General features: G+C 37.2%; 21 protein-coding genes and 3 tRNA genes. 17 read left to right on the top strand and 7 right to left on the bottom strand.

Features of this window, described 5'->3' with window-relative positions:
- Positions 1-62 precede the first annotated feature (62 nt).
- From QUD79_RS09060 to QUD79_RS09045, 4 genes are all read left to right on the top strand, one after another.
- Entirely contained in the window at positions 63-299 is a 237-nt protein-coding gene (locus tag QUD79_RS09060) for a lipopolysaccharide assembly protein LapA domain-containing protein (RefSeq protein ID WP_286287772.1), read from the top strand.
- A gap of 15 nt (positions 300-314) precedes the next feature.
- Complete coding sequence (lapB, locus tag QUD79_RS09055) at positions 315-1,484, top strand: lipopolysaccharide assembly protein LapB (RefSeq protein ID WP_184422457.1); 1,170 nt, start codon at positions 315-317, stop codon at positions 1,482-1,484.
- 79 nt (positions 1,485-1,563) lie between these two features.
- Positions 1,564-2,259: an orotidine-5'-phosphate decarboxylase gene (pyrF, locus tag QUD79_RS09050; protein WP_184422454.1), complete on the top strand. Its 696-nt coding sequence runs from the start codon at positions 1,564-1,566 to the stop codon at positions 2,257-2,259.
- A 103-nt stretch (positions 2,260-2,362) separates the two neighbouring features.
- Positions 2,363-2,671, top strand: a complete 309-nt coding sequence (locus tag QUD79_RS09045) for a ComEA family DNA-binding protein (protein ID WP_184422452.1) — start codon at positions 2,363-2,365, stop codon at positions 2,669-2,671.
- 88 nt (positions 2,672-2,759) lie between these two features.
- Here QUD79_RS09045 and rne read toward each other — a convergent pair whose 3' ends face one another.
- A complete protein-coding gene (rne, locus tag QUD79_RS09040; RefSeq protein ID WP_184422450.1) occupies positions 2,760-5,789 on the bottom strand; it encodes a ribonuclease E in 3,030 nt (1,009 codons plus the stop codon).
- A 600-nt stretch (positions 5,790-6,389) separates the two neighbouring features.
- Here rne and rluC point away from each other — a divergent pair.
- Together rluC and QUD79_RS09030 are read left to right on the top strand one after the other, a co-directional pair.
- Positions 6,390-7,346, top strand: a complete 957-nt coding sequence (rluC, locus tag QUD79_RS09035) for a 23S rRNA pseudouridine(955/2504/2580) synthase RluC (RefSeq protein WP_184422448.1) — start codon at positions 6,390-6,392, stop codon at positions 7,344-7,346.
- Positions 7,347-7,372: 26 nt separating this feature from the next.
- A complete protein-coding gene (locus QUD79_RS09030; RefSeq protein ID WP_343043920.1) occupies positions 7,373-7,636 on the top strand; it encodes an HAD hydrolase-like protein in 264 nt (87 codons plus the stop codon).
- 612 nt (positions 7,637-8,248) lie between these two features.
- Here QUD79_RS09030 and QUD79_RS09025 read toward each other — a convergent pair.
- Positions 8,249-8,851 carry a Maf family protein gene (locus tag QUD79_RS09025; protein WP_184422444.1) on the bottom strand — a complete coding sequence of 201 codons (603 nt, stop codon included), beginning with the start codon at positions 8,849-8,851 and terminating at the stop codon, positions 8,249-8,251.
- Positions 8,852-8,970: 119 nt separating this feature from the next.
- On the opposite strand from QUD79_RS09025, the gene yceD reads away from it, so the two are divergent.
- From yceD to mltG, 9 genes are all read left to right on the top strand, one after another.
- A complete protein-coding gene (gene yceD, locus QUD79_RS09020; protein WP_184422442.1) occupies positions 8,971-9,483 on the top strand; it encodes a 23S rRNA accumulation protein YceD in 513 nt (170 codons plus the stop codon).
- Positions 9,484-9,507: 24 nt separating this feature from the next.
- Positions 9,508-9,678 carry a 50S ribosomal protein L32 gene (rpmF, locus tag QUD79_RS09015; RefSeq protein WP_184422440.1) on the top strand — a complete coding sequence of 57 codons (171 nt, stop codon included), beginning with the start codon at positions 9,508-9,510 and terminating at the stop codon, positions 9,676-9,678.
- A 5-nt stretch (positions 9,679-9,683) separates the two neighbouring features.
- Positions 9,684-10,727, top strand: a complete 1,044-nt coding sequence (gene plsX, locus QUD79_RS09010) for a phosphate acyltransferase PlsX (RefSeq protein ID WP_184422751.1) — start codon at positions 9,684-9,686, stop codon at positions 10,725-10,727.
- A gap of 80 nt (positions 10,728-10,807) precedes the next feature.
- Entirely contained in the window at positions 10,808-11,746 is a 939-nt protein-coding gene (gene fabD / locus QUD79_RS09005) for an ACP S-malonyltransferase (protein WP_184422438.1), read from the top strand.
- Between the two features lie 2 nt (positions 11,747-11,748).
- Entirely contained in the window at positions 11,749-12,483 is a 735-nt protein-coding gene (fabG, locus tag QUD79_RS09000; protein ID WP_184422435.1) for a 3-oxoacyl-ACP reductase FabG, read from the top strand.
- A 169-nt stretch (positions 12,484-12,652) separates the two neighbouring features.
- Positions 12,653-12,886 (top strand): acyl carrier protein, encoded by a 234-nt coding sequence (gene acpP / locus QUD79_RS08995; RefSeq protein WP_184422433.1) that lies wholly within the window; start codon positions 12,653-12,655, stop codon positions 12,884-12,886.
- A 101-nt stretch (positions 12,887-12,987) separates the two neighbouring features.
- The gene (gene fabF, locus QUD79_RS08990; RefSeq protein WP_184422431.1) at positions 12,988-14,220 is read left to right on the top strand and encodes a beta-ketoacyl-ACP synthase II; all 1,233 of its coding nucleotides are present in this window, start codon (positions 12,988-12,990) and stop codon (positions 14,218-14,220) included.
- Between the two features lie 104 nt (positions 14,221-14,324).
- On the top strand, positions 14,325-15,125 hold the full coding sequence (pabC, locus tag QUD79_RS08985) for an aminodeoxychorismate lyase (RefSeq protein WP_184422429.1): 801 nt from the start codon (positions 14,325-14,327) through the stop codon (positions 15,123-15,125).
- A complete protein-coding gene (gene mltG, locus QUD79_RS08980; protein ID WP_286287755.1) occupies positions 15,118-16,128 on the top strand; it encodes an endolytic transglycosylase MltG in 1,011 nt (336 codons plus the stop codon). Before pabC ends, mltG begins: the two co-directional genes overlap by 8 nt.
- 80 nt (positions 16,129-16,208) lie before the next feature.
- On the opposite strand, the gene QUD79_RS08975 is transcribed toward mltG, so the two are convergent.
- Positions 16,209-16,424, bottom strand: a complete 216-nt coding sequence (locus tag QUD79_RS08975; RefSeq protein ID WP_184422427.1) for a DUF1653 domain-containing protein — start codon at positions 16,422-16,424, stop codon at positions 16,209-16,211.
- Between the two features lie 263 nt (positions 16,425-16,687).
- Between QUD79_RS08975 and QUD79_RS08970 the strand changes: the two genes are divergently transcribed.
- Together QUD79_RS08970 and QUD79_RS08965 are read left to right on the top strand one after the other, a co-directional pair.
- Positions 16,688-16,939: a hypothetical protein gene (locus tag QUD79_RS08970; protein ID WP_184422425.1), complete on the top strand. Its 252-nt coding sequence runs from the start codon at positions 16,688-16,690 to the stop codon at positions 16,937-16,939.
- A gap of 97 nt (positions 16,940-17,036) precedes the next feature.
- Positions 17,037-18,068 carry a CNNM domain-containing protein gene (locus QUD79_RS08965; protein WP_184422423.1) on the top strand — a complete coding sequence of 344 codons (1,032 nt, stop codon included), beginning with the start codon at positions 17,037-17,039 and terminating at the stop codon, positions 18,066-18,068.
- A gap of 571 nt (positions 18,069-18,639) precedes the next feature.
- Here QUD79_RS08965 and QUD79_RS08960 read toward each other — a convergent pair.
- The 4 genes from QUD79_RS08960 to QUD79_RS08945 form a co-directional block, all read right to left on the bottom strand.
- Positions 18,640-18,716 (bottom strand) — tRNA-Met (locus QUD79_RS08960).
- A gap of 157 nt (positions 18,717-18,873) precedes the next feature.
- Positions 18,874-18,950: transfer RNA gene (locus tag QUD79_RS08955), tRNA-Met, on the bottom strand.
- A 254-nt stretch (positions 18,951-19,204) separates the two neighbouring features.
- A tRNA-Met gene (locus QUD79_RS08950) sits at positions 19,205-19,281 on the bottom strand.
- Positions 19,282-19,516: 235 nt separating this feature from the next.
- Positions 19,517-20,685, bottom strand: a protein-coding gene (locus tag QUD79_RS08945) for an IS3 family transposase (protein WP_425506909.1) whose coding sequence is annotated in 2 segments (ribosomal slippage) — positions 19,517-20,436 and positions 20,436-20,685 — 1,170 coding nt in all. Because the reading frame shifts where the segments join, the coding sequence is not laid out codon by codon here.
- Between the last annotated feature and the right edge of the window lie 81 nt (positions 20,686-20,766).

Here is a 20,766-nt window from a genome sequence, read left to right as displayed (position 1 = left end):
TTATTAATAAACGGCATGCTTCGCATGCCGTTTTTTTTCACTTAGGTTAAAGGAATATCACCGTGAGACTATATCTTACGTTATTTATTATAATTATATTGCTAATTGTTGCATTCATTTTCGGCAGTCAAAATGATCAATCATTAACACTAAACTACCTTATTGCTCGCACTGAAATGACAGTTGCAGCAGCTGTAAGTCTATTTACCACTCTTGGTTTTTTTCTTGGTTTATTGTTTGCTCTGCTATGGAAACTAGTAAGGCGCATAAAACCTAAAAAAATGCTCTCTGATAAATAAGGTACTGCATTTACTATGCTTGGGTTATTGTTTTTGCTTTTACCTGTTGCAATGGCTTATGGTTGGTTTATGGGGCGCAATAGTGTCAAACAAAACACCCATAGCGCTAAACAAGATCTTTCTATTAAATACTCCACCGGATTAAACTATTTATTATCGAATCAACAAGATAAGGCGATTGAGTACCTTATAGACGCTTTTCAAGTTGAAGATGATACTGTTGAAGCACACTTTGCCATGGCAAATTTGTTCAGAAAACGAGGTGAGCTAGATAGAGCACTAAAAATCCATGAACACCTTGTTAGGCAGAAACATTTACCAAATAAAGCAAAGCAACAAGCTGCATATGAGTTAGGTAAAGATTTTTTAAGTGCAGGTTTATTTGATCGCGCTGAAGCGATGTTTCAGAAATTACTCAAATCTAAAATTTATAGTATAAAGTCTATTACTTCCCTGATGAAAATTTATCAATCGACTAAGGATTGGAAACAGGGAATACTACTATCGAAAGCTATCGTAAAATCAAAAGATAAAAATTTGTTAAATAGCTTAGCTAATTTCTACTGTGAGTTAGCAACTACAGCTTTAAACGAAGACAAATTTATTGAAGTAATTGAATTACTTGAAAATGCCTTAAAATATGATCCAGATTCGTGTCGTGCCAATTGGTTACTTGCAAAAGTTTATGAAAATCATAAACAATATAATGAAGCTTGTTTAAGTTATCAGGCCATTTATCTGCAAGATAGTGAGTTTTTTCCTGATGTTATTGACAACATGGAACGGTGTTATCAACAAATTGATGCGATTGATGAATTTCAGAAATTTATCAAGAAAGTTTATAGCGAGACTGGCAGCTCTTCAGCACTTATCAAAAATGTTGGGTATATTGAACAAAAACAAGGTGCTGTAAAGGCTCTAGAATTTACTTTAACCGCATTAAGGCGCAGACCAACTATTCGAGGCTTTAACCATTTTATTAAAATGCAAATGGCTACCGATAGCAGTCAAACTAATTTGACTAATTTAGATATGATTAATGAGCTTATCTCTACGTATTTGAGTGTTAAACATCGTTATAATTGCCGAAACTGTGGGTTTAATAGCAGTACACATTATTGGTCTTGTCCTTCTTGTCATGACTGGGAACAAATGAAACCTATTCGTGGATTAGAGGGAGAGTAAATAAGTAGAGTGCTTTAAATAAAAGACTACTCGATACTATTTAAAGAATTAAAGAATTAAAGAATTAAAGGAAACTATAATGAATGATCCTAAAGTGGTGGTTGCTTTAGATTTTAATAAAAAATCAGATGCTTTATCCTTTGTTGATAAAATTCAACCTAGCGATTGCCGGCTTAAAGTAGGCAAAGAGATGTTTACTTATTTTGGTCCCGACTTTGTCAAACAACTAACAAATAAAGGCTTCGATGTTTTTTTGGATCTGAAATTTCATGATATTCCCAATACTGTAGCAAAAGCTGTAACTGCTGCAGCTGATCTTGGTGTATGGATGGTAAATGTACATGCAAGTGGCGGCACAGAGATGATGATAAAGTCTAAGCAAGCGCTTGAGTCTTATGGTAATAATTCACCTTTATTGATCGCTGTTACCGTATTAACGAGTATGGGACAAGAAGATTTGACTGGCTTAGGTATAAATAAAACACCAGAGCAGCAAGTATTAGCACTTGCAACACTTACTAAAAACTCAGGTTTAGATGGTGTAGTTTGCTCTGCCTGGGAAGCCAAGTCGCTAAAAGCGCAATTAGGCAATGACTTTAAACTCATTACGCCGGGTATTAGGCCATCAGGCTCAAATAGTGACGATCAAAAAAGAATTATGACACCAGAGCAAGCAATAGCAGTTGGTGTGGATTATTTAGTTATAGGGCGACCGATCACTGGCGCTTCAGATCCTCTTAATGTTTTACAACAAATTAATGCAACATTAATTTAAAATAAAATTTATATTTACTTGACATATCAAATATTCAGTTCTAAACCTAAAGTGTTATTAAATGATTAATAACACTTTAGGTTACTAACAAGGAACGAATATTATGACAAAATCTAAACTCTTACCCCTATCTATTCTTTTATTCTCTGCTACTTTATTTAATGCTTCTGCAGTAGAAAACCCGAGTGATGTTCAAGCGAAAACTGAACAAGTTCAGCAAGCTATAATTGACCTCAATAATGCAGATGCCACACAATTAGCAACCCTTAAAGGAGTCGGGGCAAAGCGTGCTCAAGCGATAATTGATTATCGTGAACAACATGGAAAGTTTACTTCGTTACAAGAGTTACTCGAAGTTAAAGGTGTTGGTAATGCTGTTTTACAAGCTAACCAAGGGTTAATAAAAATTTAAATTGCTTATTTTTTATTAATCGAAAATAAAAAACGCCAGTATAATTACTGGCGTTTTAATAAAAATTGCTTACCTACAAACTAGAGCCTTATGGCTTAGTTGGTCCACAAGCAGCTCTACTTTTAGCGTCGGCAATCATTGCCACTCTACCTGATAACGAGTGAGTTAATCGCTCGTTGCTTTCAGCAAAAGCGGTAGGTAACTCAGAAATAGTATTAATCGTTTCAGTTTTAACCATTCCTGAAGAAGCATGGCTTTGTTTACGCTGTGTAGGCTTACTACTTGGTAACTTAGCTTTAACTTTCTTTACAGGTTTGTTTTTAGGCGTTAAAGCTTTGGCCTCAATTGATACTTCATCAACGCTTTTTATAGTTTCAACTTCGTCGCTTGCTACATTGTTAGTCACTTGCTCAGACGCTGCTGATAGCTCAGTATTAGCTTCATGAGTATCTGAAGTATTAACCGGCGCATTATCAGAAGAAGTTTCTTTACTCACTTTTTCTGTTTTTTTCGCGCTTCGCTTTTTAGCAGGAGCTTTAACTGCTTTAGGAGCCTTCTCAACTGGCTTCGCTTGTTCAGTGGTCTTTTCTGCTGATTTTTGCGTTGCTTCAGGTTCAATGTGTTTAACATTTTCGCTAGCTATACTTTCATCAGAATTAGCTGTTTCAGCTTCTTTATTTGAAGGCTGTTCGAATAAGTCTTGTTGTACTTCAGCTTTTGCTTCGGCTTTTACTTCTGTACTAGTTTCAGAACTTGTCAATTCATCATCTTTAGCAGCATTAGGGTAGCGCGCTTGAACAGGATCAGAGTTTAACTCATTAAGTCTATTTTCTTCTTCAGCCTTAGCTTGATCAAACTCAGGTTTAATTTCAGCTTTGTTTTCATTGTTGTCATTGCTTTGACGACGTCTTTGGCCATGATTACGTAAATGGCGAGGTGAACGTCGGTTACGAGGACGTTGTTCATCTTGCGATTTGTTATCATCTATACTTTCAACGGCTTCTGTAACAGAAACGTTTTGTTTAGCCTCTACTACTTTTGCTGGTTTAGTAGGCTTAGTTTCAGTTGCCGGATTTACAGCAGGTGAAGTTGTCGTTTCATTTACTGTTTTTGAATCGTCAGTTCTTCTAACTTTCTTACGGCTTGTTCTGCGCTGACGACGCTCTGCAACTTTTTCCTCTTTAGGCTTCTGATTACGCTCGCTAGTAGGTTTACGAGCTGGTTTACTTTGTTGCTCTTTATTATCTACTTCTTTAGTGTTATTGCGGGTATCATTTTTGTTATCGTTTCTATTATCGTTTTTACGATTATTTCTGCGTGGATTTTGACGGCCACGAGACTGACGATTATCACTTCGTTCTGGTCGCGTGTTAGTTGGTTTAGGCGTTGGCTTAACTTCTACCACTTCTTCAGTAGCAAATAACCCTTTTACCCAAGAAGTTAAGCTCGTAAATAAGCTGGCTTCTTTTTTAACTTCTTCAACCTTTGTAGGTGCTTTTTGCGCTGCTTTAGGTTTTTGTGGTGAAGACATCCCTTGAAGAATAGGCTCGTCCTTTTTAACCGCTTCTTTAGCGAACTTAGGCATTACTGTTTCTTCAGGTGCACTTTCTATTGCAGGGATATGGTAACTTGCTTCGGCGATACTTTCATCTTGGCGCACACGTAACACTTCATATTGCGGTGTATCCATATTTGGGTTTGGTATTATTAATACTCTTACACCATGATGTTTTTCAACATGAAATACTGAGCGACGTTTTTCATTCAATAAGTAGGTTGCAACAGGCACTGGTACTTGCGCTTGTACTTGTTGAGTGTTGTCTTTAATGGCTTCTTCTTCCATTAAACGTAATATAGACAGTGCTAACGATTCAACACCTCGTACATGGCCTGTGCCATTACAACGAGGACAAACACCTTGGCTAGTTTCACCTATTGATGGGCGTAAACGTTGACGCGACATTTCTAGCAAGCCAAAACGTGAAATACGACCTAACTGTATGCGAGCACGATCTTGTTTGACCGCATCACGCATGCGATTCTCAACTTCACGTTGATGACGAACAGGTGTCATATCGATAAAGTCGATTACAACTAACCCACCTAAATCACGTAAACGTAACTGACGGGCTATTTCATCAGCAGCTTCTAAGTTTGTTGTAAAAGCGGTTTCTTCAATATCGCCGCCTTTAGTTGAGCGTGAAGAGTTTATATCAATTGAAGTCATCGCTTCTGTTGGATCGATAACTATTGAGCCACCAGATGGTAGCCTTACTTCACGTTGAAATGCAGACTCTATTTGGCTTTCTATCTGATAATGCGTGAATAAAGGTACGTCGTTTGTATAAAGTTTAACTTTACTTGCAAAGTCTGGACGAACAACTTCAATATGCTTTTTGACACTTTCAAATGTTTTCGGGCGATCAATTAACACCTCGCCAATATCGCGGCGCAAGTAATCACGAATCGCGCGTAAAATTACGTTAGTTTCTTGATGAATAAGGAAAGGGGCAGGGCGACTAGCTGCAGCTTCTTCGATAGCCTTCCAATGATGAAGTAATACGCTTAAATCCCATTCAAGCTCATCATAGTCTTTACCAACACCCGCTGTTCGAACAATTAACCCCATGCCTTTAGGTAAGTCTAACTTACTTAAAGATGTTTTTAAGTCAGTGCGCTCATCACCTTCAATACGACGAGAAATACCACCTGCACGAGGGTTGTTAGGCATAAGTACTAAATAACTTCCCGCAAGGCTAATAAATGTTGTTAAGGCGGCGCCTTTTTGGCCTCGTTCTTCTTTATCGATTTGTACGATAACTTCTTGGCCTTCAGATAACACATCTTTAATGTTAGGACGACCTTGAAATGAATAACCTTTGGGGAAGTATTCACGAGCAATTTCTTTCATCGGCAAGAAACCGTGGCGGTCTGCGCCATAGTCAACAAATGCCGCTTCTAATGAAGGCTCTATACGAGTGATTTTAGCTTTATAAATATTTGATTTTTTTTGTTCATGCCCTGGGCTTTCGATATCTAAATCGTAAAGTTGTTGGCCATCAACAAGTGCTACACGTAATTCTTCCGACTGTGTAGCATTAATTAACATACGTTTCATAGTTCTTGTGACTCATTATTTTAGTCACAACACACCATATGCGTAGAACACAAAGCAATCTGTTGCTAAGGTAACAGCGTTTTGTCAGCCTCTCGGGTGTCAATCTTACTACGCCATATTACGTAATAAGCTGTTAAAAAATCTGATTGTATCGTTTACTTTACTGTTATTACAATAAAGAGAATTTTGTCTTTATGTGCTCAGCTAGCGTGCTGCGCTATCTCGATAAGTTTTCTAATAATACTACTGATTTCATTCAGTATTTGCCTGTAGGGGCCTTTGACTTATCGATATTTTTAATATAAATAAACTTTATTTGGCTGGGGGAAATGTTTATGCCGTTTCATTGACAAGATACACACATCAACTATCGCAATAGGCTTTTCTCTTAACAAGTCATTTTGTTTTATATGCTTGAAAAGGTAGCCGCATTTTTCCTCTTACGCTTCTTATAAAGCTTGCGTTTTTTGTTACATTTATAGGATAAATTATGTAACCTTTCTATTATCTCACTTTTTATTAGAAAAAGGCAATTAAATAAAGATGTTAATTAGATAAATTCTCGATATCTTGATAAAAAGTTATGATAAACTCTACACCATGAATGATACTACTAAACCACAAGTCCGCTTTATTACCGTTGATAGTGAAGACGAAGGACAACGAATAGATAATTACCTTTTAAAAACCTTAAAAGGTGTTCCTAAAAGCATGATTTATCGCCTGTTAAGAAAAGGGGAGATCCGTGTTAATAAAAAAAGAACTAAACCCGAATATAAGCTAGTAAATGAAGATATATTACGTATTGCGCCAATTAGGGTTTCTGAAGAGGCAGATCCGGTTTCAACGCAATTAAATGTAGTTGCTAACCTTGAGAAGCAAATTTTATTCGAAGATGACCGCTTAATTGTAATTAACAAACCTTCAGGAATGGCCGTTCATGGTGGCAGTGGCATGAGCTTTGGGCTTATCGAGGCATTACGAGCATTAAGGCCTGATGCAAGAATGCTTGAATTAGTTCACCGCCTTGATCGTGACACATCAGGATGTTTAGTTGTTGCTAAAAAACGTTCAGCATTAAGAAATTTACATGAACAATTACGCAATAAAACTGTTCAAAAGTTTTATCATGCATTAGTCAAAGGGCGTTGGTCAGCTAAATTAACTAAGGTGTCTGAAGGGCTGAGAAAAAATGACTTAAAATCTGGTGAGCGTGTCGTTATTGTTGATAATGTTAACGGTAAAGAGTCGGAAACACGTTTTAAAGTGTTGCAACACTTCCAAGATGCAACCCTCATAAGAGCATTTCCTGTTACTGGTCGAACGCACCAAATTAGAGTTCATTGCCAAGTCAAAGGTCATCCTATCGCCTGTGACAGTAAATACGGACATACAGACTTTGATGCACACATGAAAAGTTTGGGTTTAAAACGGCTCTTTTTACATGCAGCTAGTATTGAATTTACGCATCCGCTTACAGAACAACGAATGAAGATAGAAGCTCCGTTAGAGCCTTCTTTAGAAAAATGCTTAAAACAATTAACTAAAGCAAAATGATACGAGTAAGCAAAAACAAATAATCGATGAAAAACTATAAATTAATTATATTTGATGGGGATGGAACCCTAATGGACTCAATCGTTCGTAGCGACTCTTCAGTGCAATCTGCAGCATTAAGTGTGAATGTTGAACCTCCTTCTGAATTAACTACAAAAAACATTATTGGTAAAAGTTTAGATGATGCAATGGCTGAGCTTTTTTCTACACTACCGCCAGAGATTTGTTACAAGATTCAGTTTGCTTATAAAGAGCAGTACATCCTATTAACTAACCTGAATTCGGGATAAGGTAAGCACACCAAAGCTACGATTTTTGCTCGTATCTGCGTTTAATTTGCTACTAATAGCCGGCTATTAGGTACACAAATCAGCCTTGTTCCGCACAAAACTTATAGCATTGGTATTAAAATTGCAAATAGAACTTTTGAAGAAATAATTTAACGCATTTAAAGTATTACTTTTTCTGTTTTTTTCGCACATCCATTATCCCGAACTTAGGTTAAATAATACGCCGACAAAGTTGTTTGACCATACGATATCCTTACTGACAAAGTTGAGCCATCAAAACAAAGTTTTAGCTGTTGTAACAGGTAAAGGGTGAGAGGGACTTGAGCGTGTGTGGCAAGCTACAGATACAAGACACTTTTTTCGAACATCACGTTGTGCTGTTGAGTGTCAATCTAAACCACCCCTTGGGTAAGACTATGCAAATCATATCCTGCGTTGCATTTCTTTTTAAGGGAATAAGCATTAGTAAAAAATGCGCCTTGGTTATGAATTGCTCAGTCTTCCTGAAACGAGCATCTTCAAGTGGAACGGGTATAAACCTAAAGCAATCGTTGATACATTAGAAGAGTTAGAAAGACTGCTATTACTTTAGCAGTCTTTAATGCGATCAACTTATCGATGTTTTTTTTCTTGAAGTGCTAATACATCCATCCCAAATTGTGAAAGTAATTCAGTAAGCTTAATTAGCGGCAAACCAATTAAACTGTTTGGATCGTCGCCTTCCAAACGTTCAAACAAACAAATGCCAAGTCCCTCACTTTTGAAACTTCCCGCACAATTAAGTGGCATTTCGGCATTGATGTAGTTGTTAATTGCTTTTTTGCTTAATGTTTTAAAATGAACATGAAAAGGTTCAACTAATGATTTTACTTCGTTAGTATTGCTATCAAAGACACACAGGCCAGTATAAAAAGTAACACATTTGTTACTGAATTTAGTGAGTTGTGCAACTGCATTTACCACAGTATGAGGTCTACCTAATACTTCACCTTCACAAACAGCGACTTGATCAGAACCAATAATTAATGCATTTGGATGCTCTGATGCGACTGCCTGCGCCTTTTCTATTGCTAATCGTTCGACTAAGGCTATTGGCGATTCATTTTCTAATGCAGTTTCATCAATATTGGGTTTAGCCGTAACAAATGGTAAATTTAGTTTTGATAATAAGGATTGGCGAAAAGTGGAGGTAGAACCTAAAACAAGTGTTTTCATGTAAATGACTCAATATTTAAACAGATACATGCTAATATATGGCTTATATTGCATTTTTAAACAATTTTAGCTAATTTTCTTTTGACTCTTGGCTTGATGGGCATTATTATGCGCGCCTTATGCAGAATCTTAAACTTCCGATTACGATAAATCCGATTAAAAGCGCACAGCAACGCTCTGTGTGTAACGGCAGATATTTGTCGTCGGAAATGAACAGGTTGCTTGCGGCGTGCGAAAGCTGCTGTGAGCATGTGCATGTTAGTGTAAAGTTTGATGTGGATGAGCTTGGCTTGGTAGTAATATCAGGAAAAGGATCGGCAACAGTTTCATTAGCGTGTCAGCGGTGTACTGAAGCATTTGAGCATAAATTGGAGTTGGATTTTAAATTCAGTCCGGTAAAGGATGCAGAAGCTGCTGAAAACTTGCCGTCATATTATGACGCAATTGAATTAGATGAAAATGGTGAAGTTAACTTGCGAGAGTTAGTGGAAGACGAGTTGTTACTTGCTATTCCATTAATACCTAGGCACGAACTTGAACAATGTCAGTCTCCGGCTGATAGCGTTTGGGGGAAATTGCCTGAAGAACTTGATAAGCCGAATCCATTTGACGTATTGAAAAAACTTAAGTAATTAACCGATTTTAGGAGTTAGACAATGGCAGTTCAAAAGAGCAAAAAGTCTCGTTCTAGACGTGGCATGCGTCGTTCACATGACGCATTAACAACAGAAAACTTATCAGTAGATCCAGTATCTGGTGAAACACACCGTCGTCATCACATTACAGCTGATGGCTTTTATAAAGGTGTTAAAGTAATCGCTAAATAAGCGAAATTACTTTGAATAGTCTAACCATAGCGTTAGATGTTATGGGGGGCGATAAAGGCCCCCATATAACTATAAATGCTGCAATTTTGGCGATCAATAAAGAGCCACGATTGCATCTTTTTCTTTGTGGTGATAAATCTATCATTACAAAGTATCTGCTCGAACATCATATCCGTGAACACCCTCAATTAACGATTATTCCAACAACTGAAACTGTTGCAATGGATGAAAAACCTTCAAGCGCGCTGCGAAATAAGCGTGATTCATCTATGCGTAAAGCTTTAGATTTAGTTGAGCAGGGAAAAGCACAAGCCTGTGTAAGCGCCGGTAATACAGGGGCATTATTCGCTATGGCGTATTGTGTTTTAAAAACGTTACCTGGTGTTGAACGTCCAGCACTTATCTCCGCACTACCTACACATAAAGAAAATAAGAATGTTTTTATGCTTGATTTGGGCGCAAATGTGTTTTGTGAAGCGAATATTCTTTATCAATTTGGTCTGATGGGATCTGTAATAGCAGAGCAAGTAGATGGCATTACTAAACCAAGAGTTGCTTTGTTGAATATGGGCGAGGAAGATATTAAAGGTAGTGATCACATAAAGCTTGCTGCAACTAAGTTAAGTGCAAATAAGTATATAAATTACGTTGGCTTTATAGAAGGAAACGACATTTTTACTAATAAAACTGATGTGATAGTTTGCGATGGTTTTGTAGGTAATGTTGCGTTAAAAACCTGTGAAGGTGTGGCCCAATTAGTCTATCGAAAGTTAGATAGGTTCTTATCGGAACACTTTTTTGCTCGAATTATAGGCAAAATGCTAGCGCCGGCATTAAAAAAACTCTTTAAGTCAATGAACCCCGACCAGTATAACGGTGCAAGTCTGATAGGATTGCGCGGCATTGTGGTTAAAAGCCATGGTAATGCGAGCGCTAAGGCATTTGAAGCAGCTATTTTTGAAGCAATAAAAGAAGTTGAACAACAAGTGCCAGAAAAAATAACAATAGCGTTAGAGCAAGGATTAATTGAAGAAACACATACTGAATAATTTTAAACGATGTAAATACATAATAGAAATGACAGTTCAGTCTATTATCGTTATTTAGTCATCTGCGATTAGGTCTAAAAATGCAAAAAAAATTAGCTTTTATATTTCCAGGGCAAGGCTCACAAACAGTAGCAATGCTAAGTGATTTTGAAAACAATGAGATCGTACAGAATACTTTTAAAGAGGCTTCTCAAGCCCTAGGTTATGATGTATGGCAATTAGTAAGTCAGGGACCTGCTGAAAAGCTCAATCAAACCAATTACACCCAACCTGCATTACTGACAGCAAGTGTCGCCTTGTGGCGCCTTTGGGTATCAATATCTACCATTAAGCCTAGTATTATTGCAGGGCATAGCCTAGGTGAATATTCCGCATTGGTATGCGCTAATGTTTTAAGCTTATCAGACGCTGTGCAACTTGTTGAAAAACGTGGTGAGTTTATGCAAACTTCAGTACCTGAAGGTATTGGTGCTATGGCGGCAGTTATTGGTTTAGCTGATGACGCGATTATTAGTGCCTGTAATGATGCAGCACAGGGCCAAGTTGTTTCTGCTGTAAACTTTAACTCGCCAGGCCAGGTAGTGATTGCAGGACATAAAGAAGCTGTTACTCGTGCCGGAGAGCTTTGCAAAGCTGCAGGTGCAAAACGCGTATTACCATTACCTGTTAGTGTGCCTTCTCATTGTGCTTTAATGAAAGATGCGGCAGATAAGCTTGCAATTGAGTTCGAAAAAATTAATTTTAGTACGCCTGACTTGCTTGTTGTAAATAATGTTGATGTTATTGCACAAGCAGAAGTATCTGAAATTAAAAAAGCGTTAATTAAACAGCTTTACAGTCCAGTTAGATGGACTGAAATAGTTGAAAGTTTTGCTGCTCAAGGCGTTACTCAAATAGTTGAGGTTGGCCCAGGTAAAGTATTACAAGGGTTAATTAAGCGAATTGATAAGTCAATAAATTGTGTATCTTTAAATGATAATCTGTCATTAGAGAAGGCACAAGAATTAGTGAAGGAATAAATATGTTTTCATTAGAAGGTAAAGTAGCACTAGTTACAGGAGCAAGCAGAGGGATAGGTAAGGCTATTGCCGTTCAGTTACAAGCACTTGGTGCTACTGTAATTGGTACAGCAACATCAGAGCATGGAGCAGAGAAAATTAGTGATTATTTAGGTAACGCTAATGGGATGGTATTAAATGTTACTGATGATACCTCTATAGATGCTATGTTTGCAGCAATAAAAGAAAAGCATGGTGCAATAGACATTTTAATTAACAATGCTGGTATTACACGTGATAACTTGTTTATGCGTATGAAAGAAGCTGAATGGCAAGATATCATAGATACGAACCTTACATCTGCATTTAAAATCAGTAAAGCTGTAATGCGTCCAATGATGAAAAAACGTTATGGACGAATTATAAATATAGGCTCAGTTGTAGGTACAATGGGCAATGCAGGACAGGTTAACTATGCAACTGCTAAAGCGGGATTGATAGGATTTACAAAATCTTTAGCAAGAGAAGTTGCATCTCGAGGCATAACAGTAAATACTGTTGCACCGGGTTTTATAGATACGGATATGACACAAACGCTAAGTGATGAGCAAAAAGAAGGTATTTTTTCTCAAGTTCCAGCTAACCGTTTAGGTAAGCCTGAGGAAATTGCTAATGCCGTTGCCTTTTTAGCGTCTGATGCCGCATCATATATCACTGGCGAGACACTACATGTGAATGGTGGCATGTACATGGTTTAGTTAACTGACTCAATGTTCGTTGATTAAATTTAAAAATATTTGCATAATAAAAAACTGTAGACAGGTTAGACCAGAGCAAAAAGCAAAGTTAGATGCTTGCAAGGTGAGCTGTAGACGAATACACTACACGCAATTTTGAAAAATTGTATTTTCTAGTAAAGGAAAAAAAATGAGTACTATCGAAGAACGCGTAAAAAAAATTACTGTAGAGCAACTTGGTGTTAGCGAAGACGAAGTTAAAAATGAAGCTTCATTTGTTGATGATTTAGGTGCTGACTCTTTAGATACAGTAGAATTAGTAATGGCGTTAGAGGAAGAGTTTGATACTGAAATCCCTGATGAAGAAGCAGAAAAAATCACAACTGTGCAAGCAGCTATTGATTACGTTACTGCCAATCAGTAATTTCAATAATCAGGCGGTTCTAACCGCCTGATTTATTTCTAACACGTGTTTACAATAATACGTACCCATCATTTTCACTTCTATCGGAGGCAACTCATCCTATGCGGCGTGTTGTAGTTACCGGTCTTGGTATGTTAAGCCCTTTGGGTAATTCACCTGAAACTACTTGGCAAAATCTATTGTTAGGTAAAAGTGGTATTAGCAATATCGAGCATTTTGATACTTCAGAGTACACCACTAAATTTGCGGGTCTAGTTAAAGGTTTTGATGCCGAAGACTATATGGCTAAGAAAGAAGCCAAAAAAATGGACCTATTCATTCAGTACGGTGTAGCAGCTGGTGTACAAGCAATAAAAGACTCAGGCTTAGAGATTAATGAGGACAATGCTCATCGTATTGGTGCAGCTGTTGGTGCTGGAATTGGTGGCTTAGGACTAATTGAACAAAACTTTGAGAAAATGTTGAAATCGAGTCCTCGTAAATTATCTCCATTTTTTGTCCCATCTACCATTATCAATATGATCGCAGGTCATCTATCAATCTTATACGGTCTAAAAGGTCCTAATATATCTATTGTTACTGCTTGTACTAGTGGCGTTCATAATATTGGTCATGCGGCGCGCATGATTGCCTACGGTGATGCTGATGTAATGATCGCTGGTGGTGCTGAAAAAGCATCTACACAGATGGGAATGGGGGGCTTTGGTGCAGCACGTGCACTTTCTACTCGTAATGACGCTCCAGAGTTGGCATCTCGACCATGGGACAAAGACCGAGATGGCTTTGTCTTGGGTGATGGTGCAGGTGTATTAGTACTTGAAGAATATGAGACAGCTAAAGCAAGAGGCGCTAAAATTTACGCTGAGCTTGTTGGCTTTGGTATGAGTGGTGACGCTTATCATATGACCTCTCCACCAGCTGATGGTGACGGTGCTGCTCGCTCGATGCAAAATGCCATAAACGATGCAAAAGTTGATATAACTCAGATCGGTTATATTAATGCACATGGTACTTCAACACCTGCAGGTGATATAGCAGAAACAAACGCTGTTAAAACTGTATTTGGTGATCATGCATATAAAACATTAGTAGGTTCGACAAAGTCGATGACAGGTCACTTACTTGGTGCTGCAGGCTCTGTAGAAGCGATTTTTACCATACAAGCGTTAGTTAATGGCCAAGTACCACCAACAATTAATTTAGATAACCCTGATGTAGGCTGTGATCTTGACTATATTCGAGGTGAAGCACGTGATGTTAAGCTGGAATACGGTTTATGTAATTCGTTTGGCTTCGGTGGTACTAATGGGTCATTATTATTTAAGCGGATGTAAATTGAGCAAAAAGCTGGTTTTTAATGCTTAATTATAAAAGCTACTTGAATAACAATGAATAAGCTTGAATACTGTACTTAGTGTTCAAGCTTTTTTTATGACTTATGCTTTATTTTTCAGTAAATGGTATTCAAACAACTGATCTTTCTATTAATGATCGTGGCCTTTCTTATGGTGATGGCTTTTTTACTACGGCTAAAATTTTTAATGGCAGAATAGAATTTCAACAATGTCACATTGAACGGTTAAAAAAAGCGAGTAAAGTTCTGTCGATAGCACCGTTGAACTTTGACAAAATTAATAAAGATATTACTGAGCTTGCACTGTCATATTCCCTTGCTGTTATCAAAATTGTTATTACAGCAGGTAAGGGAGGTAGAGGCTATGCTCGTCCTGAAAGCTTAACACCAAGTATCATAATATCTATTTTTGACTTTCCCTCTCATTATAAACAATGGCAGCAACAAGGTATCTCTTTAGGCATTGCACAAGCAAAGTTAGGTTTAAACCCATTACTGCAAGGAATTAAGCACTTAAATAGACTTGAACAAGTGCTCATTAGAGCAGAGCTTGATCAATCAATATTTGATGAATTACTCGTCTGCGATTTTAATAACAATATTATAGAGGTGTCGAGTGCGAATATATTCTGGAAAATTGACAGTTGTTGGTTTACTGCTAATGTGGGATCTGCAGGTGTTAATGGAGTGATTAGACAACAAATTTTAGCTTTGTTTCCAGATGTTAAAGTTGTAAGTTCACCGGTAAACATTTTAGATGAGGCTTCGACAATGTTTGTCTGTAATTCGGTTATGGGAATAGTCCCTATTCGCTCGTTTAATCAACGACGGTTAATAGATGATAGCCAGATATTTATTCAGCGTTTAAGGACAGCTTGTGATTAACGGATACTCATATAAAAAAGTAATTTTTTCACTGTGCATTATTCTTGGTTTAGGTTGTGTCGGGCTAGTGACAAACGTTCAATATAAGATGGGACAGCAGCTTAATTTATCGAAAAATCAACTATTTACTATAGCGCCAGGCACCAATTTCGGTCAGTTTACCCAGCAACTTTTGCAAATAGGTGCAATAGAGTCGAGTATTTGGCTAAAAATATATGTAAGGTTTTTTCCTAAAGAAGGATTAATTAAAGCGGGGACATATCAATTAACCCCTAAGATGAACTCCAAACAATTGCTCTCTATATTACAATCAGGTAGAGAGCACCAGTTTAGTATCACATTTATTGAAGGCTCGACTTTTAAGGAATGGTTACACATTTTAAGAAGCCACCCTAATGTTTCTCAAACATTAACATCTTCTGATTACACAAAGGTGACTAAACAGTTAGCAATTAAAGAACAACACCCAGAAGGGCTTTTTTTTCCTGATACCTATTTATTTACTGCTAATACAAGCGATGTAGACATTCTTAAAAGAGCTTATCGTGAAATGAAAAGTTTACTGATGAAAGAGTGGGAGAGCAGAGATGAAAACCTACCTTATGATACACCTTATCAAGCATTGATTATGGCTTCTATCATTGAAAAAGAAAGTGGATATATGGCCGAGCATCAAATAATTTCATCGGTATTTGTTAACCGTTTATATAAAAAGATGCGTTTACAAACCGATCCTACTGTTATATATGGATTAGGAGATCGTTATAAAGGAGATATAAAGCGTACTCATTTAAAAGAAAAAACAGCTTATAACACATACAGGATTAACGGATTACCGCCAACACCTATTGCGATGCCTGGAAAGTCAGCCATATATGCCACTATGCACCCTGAGTTAACAGACTATTATTATTTTGTTAGCCAAGGCAATGGTAAACATGTTTTTTCAGCTACGTTAAAAGAACACAATCAGGCTGTCGCTAAGTATATTTTAAACAAATAATATTCTACCTTTTGCTTTTTAAGCTATAAGCATAATTACTACAATTTTTAAATGAAGTTCGTTACGTTTGCTTAAGGTGTTTAATCATTTACTTTTTTAAATCGTTGGAATTTTTTACCGTCACGGGTGATTTTTTCAGTAAACATAGTTAATGGTCTTATCCATATTTCACGATCACCATACTCTGGCTGATATACAACGAAGAACTCCTCTGTTTCACTATCTCTTGCTAGGTGCAAAACTTGATAATAATTGCCTTTGAAATGTTGGTACCGACCTAACTTAAAATCTTCCACGACGTTATCCTATTCATTTAATGATTGTTTATTAATCTATAGTTCTAACAATAGGATAAAGATCCTATAAGTTTATTATTCTAATACAATTAATATTCATTTTAAGCTTAAAGCGTATTTTTATTTGTATCATAGTAGGTATAAAAATTGCTTACTGATGAGTTCTATAAAAACGAGTTATTTAATTGACAAAAATTTGCCAGTTAAATTGATATTTAGTCTTAGCCGGGCAAAATATTACCGATTCATGATAAAGGATTAATATGACAACGTTTGCGCCATCACTTCCTAGTAAATCAAATAGTAAACATAAACTTCCAAACACCCTGAATGAACTTATTACTCAAACAAACATGACCAATGTAATAGGGTTTGGTAAAACGAAACGTCAACAGTTAGAAAGTGTATTAAATAATTTACTACAAAATAAGAGTGATGAATTTATTGAATTGTTTAAACAAGAGTTAACTAAGTATTATTCTGAATTAAACTATGATTTAACTAAAATAGGGTAAAAGAGTTAATTTACAAAATAAGTAGCACTCGATATTTTCTATAGATTATGGTTAAATCTTGTTGTTTACATTTATAAAAATGGTTAAGTCTACCTAAATGAATTTACTAATTGCATTTGTTGTTTTATCAATTGTAGTATCTTTTATCTGTTCCATTCTTGAAGCTGCACTTTTATCAATTACACCAAGCTATATTGCTCAGCAAAAGCTGACACACCCCAAGCTTTATAACAAACTTAAAATGCTTAAAGATAAAATAGATCAGCCATTAGCTGCTATTTTGACAGTAAACACTGTCGCACACACAGTAGGCGCTACAGGAGTAGGTGCTCAGGTAACAATTGTTTTTGGCGATGGCTTCCTTGGTATCGCTTCGGGCGTGATGACCATGCTAATTTTGGTGTTTTCTGAAATATTACCCAAAACAATTGGTGCAAGGTATTGGCCTAGTATCGCACCAGCTTTACCAGCAATACTTAATGTAATGATTTTTACGCTTAAGCCTTTTATTTGGCTATCTGATCAAGTGATGAAGTTATTTGGCGGAGAAGGGCATGATCATGACTTAAGGCAAGAAATAAAAGCGCTAACTATATTGGCTTGCGAATTAAATAAATTGCATGAAGGGGAGCAGCGGGTAATTTCTAATATTTTAGAATTACATGAAATTAAGGTCCGCGATATTATGACTCCAAGAACGGTTTGTGAATCGATAAAACCCTGCGAGGAGTTGTCATCAGTTGTAGAGCGTATAAAAGAACATAGATTGTCTCGCTACCCTGTAATAGATAAAAACGAAGATCCATTAGGATTAGTTTTTCGTTATGACATGCTAGATTTTGATGAAAATCAAACAGCTGCAGATATTATGAGGCCAGTTACTGTTGTTTCGGATAAGCTAAGCGCTGAACAGTTAATGTCTCAATTTATAAATGAAAGACAACATATGGCAGTAGTTTATGATGAATATGGCAGTTGGTTAGGCATAGTAACTATGGAAGATGTTATAGAGTCAATTCTTGGTCAGCCTATAATGGATGAAACAGATGATGTTCCAAATATGCGTAGGTTTGCAAAAAGGCGCTGGGAGCAAAAGCAAAAACAAATGTTAAAGAATCAAGCCGAATAATTACTGTGATCAAATAGCGCTACAAAGTTACTGTAAGCCAGTTTAGGGTTAGATTAATTCACCATATCACTACTTTTGATATAAGAAACAATTTATTGTGTCTTTGTTTAATAATTATATCAACTTATTGTGAAAAGATATGCCTCGTGTTTTATTGTTTTCTGAGTATAAAGTTGTTCCCTAATTAAAGAAATGCGTATAAGAACAAACCGATAGATTAATAGCAAAATTGTATATCCAGATAAGCTTATTTTCTAATTGGATTAAGTAGAGAATTGGTTGCGGGAGCCACTTTTTTGAAGAGAGTGAACTGACGACCTAAGGTCGTACATCCCAGTAAAGCTTTGTTTTTATTTTAAACTTACTAAAGAATTGGTTGCGGGAGCCACTTTTTTTGAAGAGAGCGAACTGACGACCTAAGGTCGTACATCCCAGTAAAGCTTTATTTTAATTCTAAACTTACCAAAGAATTGGTTGCGGGAGCCACTTTTTTGAAGAGAGCGAACTGACGACCTAAGGTCGTAAATCATAGCTAACTAGCTTAATTATATTATTTAATTTAGTAGAGAATTGGTTGCGGGAGCCAGATTTGAACTGACGACCTTCGGGTTATGAGCCCGACGAGCTACCAGGCTGCTCCATCCCGCGTCCGAATGACTTGATATAACATCAAGAAAGCCAAGTTGTTTTAATTCCAACTTAAGAATTGGTTGCGGGAGCCACTTTTTTTGAAGAGAGCGAACTGACGACCTAAGGTCGTACATCCCAGTAAAGCTTTATTTTAATTCTAAACTTACTAAAGAATTGGTTGCGGGAGCCAGATTTGAACTGACGACCTTCGGGTTATGAGCCCGACGAGCTACCAGGCTGCTCCATCCCGCGTCCGAATGACTTGACATAATATCAAGAAAGCCAAGCTGTTTTAATTCAAACTTAAGAATTGGTTGCGGGAGCCACTTTTTTGAAGAGAGCGAACTGACGACCTAAGGTCGTACATCCCAGTTAAGCTTTATTTTAATTCTAAACTTAGTAAAGAATTGGTTGCGGGAGCCACTTTTTTTGAAGAGAGTGAACTGACGACCTAAGGTTGTACATCCCAGTTAAGCTTTATTTTAATTCTAAACTTAGTAAAGAATTGGTTGCGGGAGCCAGATTTGAACTGACGACCTTCGGGTTATGAGCCCGACGAGCTACCAGGCTGCTCCATCCCGCGTCCGAATGACTTGACATAATATCAAGAAAGCCAAGCTGTTTTAATTCAAACTTAAGAATTGCTTCCTAAGTGAAAGCGAGGCGTATCTTAAGGATTGTTCTTAAAAATTGCAACCTGTTTTATAGATTTTTTTTATATTGGTAGAATAATTGCACTAAATGCTGATATTACGAACAATGCACATGTGCAACAATACAATAAAGGTGACCTGGTCAACTAAATTCAGTCACCTCAGTTAAGCAACCATTTCTAAGTCTTCTGTCGCCCGTTCAAAATCACTCGGACTTTGGTAACCCAGGTAAGAATGCAAACGACGACTGTTGTACCACATCGTTATGTAATTCAAGACATCTTGCTGTGCACCATAGCGTGTTTCATAGTTACGCCAATGAACTCGCTCTTGCTTCAAACTGCCAAAGAAGCTTTCAGCAACAGCATTATCCCAACAGCACCCCTTTTTGCTCATACTGCCAATAAAGCTATGGTCCTTTAATAACCGCCGATATTGGTGGCTTGCATATTGAACGCCTTGATCTGAATGCACGATTAACCCAGCCTTCGGCTGACGTTGCCAAATGGCCATGGTCAATGCATCACAAACCAGCTGAGCCTTCATTCTCGACCCCATACTCCAGCCCACGACTTTACGAGAGTATAAATCAATGACAACCGCTAAATATAACCAGCCTTCAGATGTCCAAATATAGCTGATGTCTTGCACCCAAACTTGGTTCGGTGCTGCTACGGTAAAATCTTGTTGAAGCTCATTGTCGTAAACGGGCTTATTATGATCACTATTCGTTGTTACTTTGTATTTCTTTTTATAGCGAACCCACACGCCCGCTTCTTTCATAAGCTTCGCTGTTTTTTGTCGACTTACAGGATAGCTAAGCGCATTAAGCACTTTTTGAATACGACGTTCGCCATAAGTATTATCGCTGAACTTTGCTATATCTTTGACCCAATCAAGCATTTCTTCATGCGTCGGATCTTCCTGTTTGTCGAGGTTACGTTTTTGATAACTATAATAATTATTGCTTTTAACACCCAGTACGTGGCACATGAGCACCACTGGCCAGATCTTCTTATGTAGGGCGATAAACGAATATTTTACTTCGTTTCTTTGGCAAAGAAGACCGTCGCTTTTTTTAACACTTCTCGCTCCATTTCGAGGCGTTTTACTTGTGCTTTTAACTGACGAATTTCTTCTTGCTCAGGTGTTAATTTACCGTTTCCTCTGAAAGCCTGACCATCATCATTTTCAGCTTCCTTGATCCACCGGCCAAGCATGTTGGGATTAATGCCCAAATTTCTCGAAGCTTCCGCCTGACTATAGTTTTGTTCAATAACTAATGCGATAGCATCGAGTTTAAATTCTTTAGAATACTTTTTACGTTTTGTCATGTTGATCTCCAGTTAAGTTTATTATCTCTTAACTGGGGTAGTCGAATCCATTAAACCACGTCAAGGGAATTTAAATGAGAG

This window comes from Thalassotalea piscium, assembly GCF_030295935.1.
GTDB classification, from domain to species: domain Bacteria; phylum Pseudomonadota; class Gammaproteobacteria; order Enterobacterales; family Alteromonadaceae; genus Thalassotalea_B; species Thalassotalea_B piscium.
This window is presented reverse-complemented; position numbering and strand designations above follow the sequence as displayed.

Coding starts and splice junctions, on each gene's coding strand:
- rluC (WP_184422448.1), top strand. CDS start 6,390: ATGAATGATACTACTAAACCACAAGTCCGCTTTATTACCGTTGATAGT.
- acpP (WP_184422433.1), top strand. CDS start 12,653: ATGAGTACTATCGAAGAACGCGTAAAAAAAATTACTGTAGAGCAACTT.
- fabF (WP_184422431.1), top strand. CDS start 12,988: ATGCGGCGTGTTGTAGTTACCGGTCTTGGTATGTTAAGCCCTTTGGGT.
- lapB (WP_184422457.1), top strand. CDS start 315: ATGCTTGGGTTATTGTTTTTGCTTTTACCTGTTGCAATGGCTTATGGT.
- yceD (WP_184422442.1), top strand. CDS start 8,971: ATGCAGAATCTTAAACTTCCGATTACGATAAATCCGATTAAAAGCGCA.
- pabC (WP_184422429.1), top strand. CDS start 14,325: ATGCTTTATTTTTCAGTAAATGGTATTCAAACAACTGATCTTTCTATT.
- QUD79_RS08965 (WP_184422423.1), top strand. CDS start 17,037: ATGAATTTACTAATTGCATTTGTTGTTTTATCAATTGTAGTATCTTTT.
- QUD79_RS09030 (WP_343043920.1), top strand. CDS start 7,373: ATGAAAAACTATAAATTAATTATATTTGATGGGGATGGAACCCTAATG.
- fabG (WP_184422435.1), top strand. CDS start 11,749: ATGTTTTCATTAGAAGGTAAAGTAGCACTAGTTACAGGAGCAAGCAGA.
- QUD79_RS08970 (WP_184422425.1), top strand. CDS start 16,688: ATGACAACGTTTGCGCCATCACTTCCTAGTAAATCAAATAGTAAACAT.
- QUD79_RS09025 (WP_184422444.1), bottom strand. CDS start 8,851: ATGAAAACACTTGTTTTAGGTTCTACCTCCACTTTTCGCCAATCCTTA.
- fabD (WP_184422438.1), top strand. CDS start 10,808: ATGCAAAAAAAATTAGCTTTTATATTTCCAGGGCAAGGCTCACAAACA.
- rne (WP_184422450.1), bottom strand. CDS start 5,789: ATGAAACGTATGTTAATTAATGCTACACAGTCGGAAGAATTACGTGTA.
- QUD79_RS09045 (WP_184422452.1), top strand. CDS start 2,363: ATGACAAAATCTAAACTCTTACCCCTATCTATTCTTTTATTCTCTGCT.
- rpmF (WP_184422440.1), top strand. CDS start 9,508: ATGGCAGTTCAAAAGAGCAAAAAGTCTCGTTCTAGACGTGGCATGCGT.
- pyrF (WP_184422454.1), top strand. CDS start 1,564: ATGAATGATCCTAAAGTGGTGGTTGCTTTAGATTTTAATAAAAAATCA.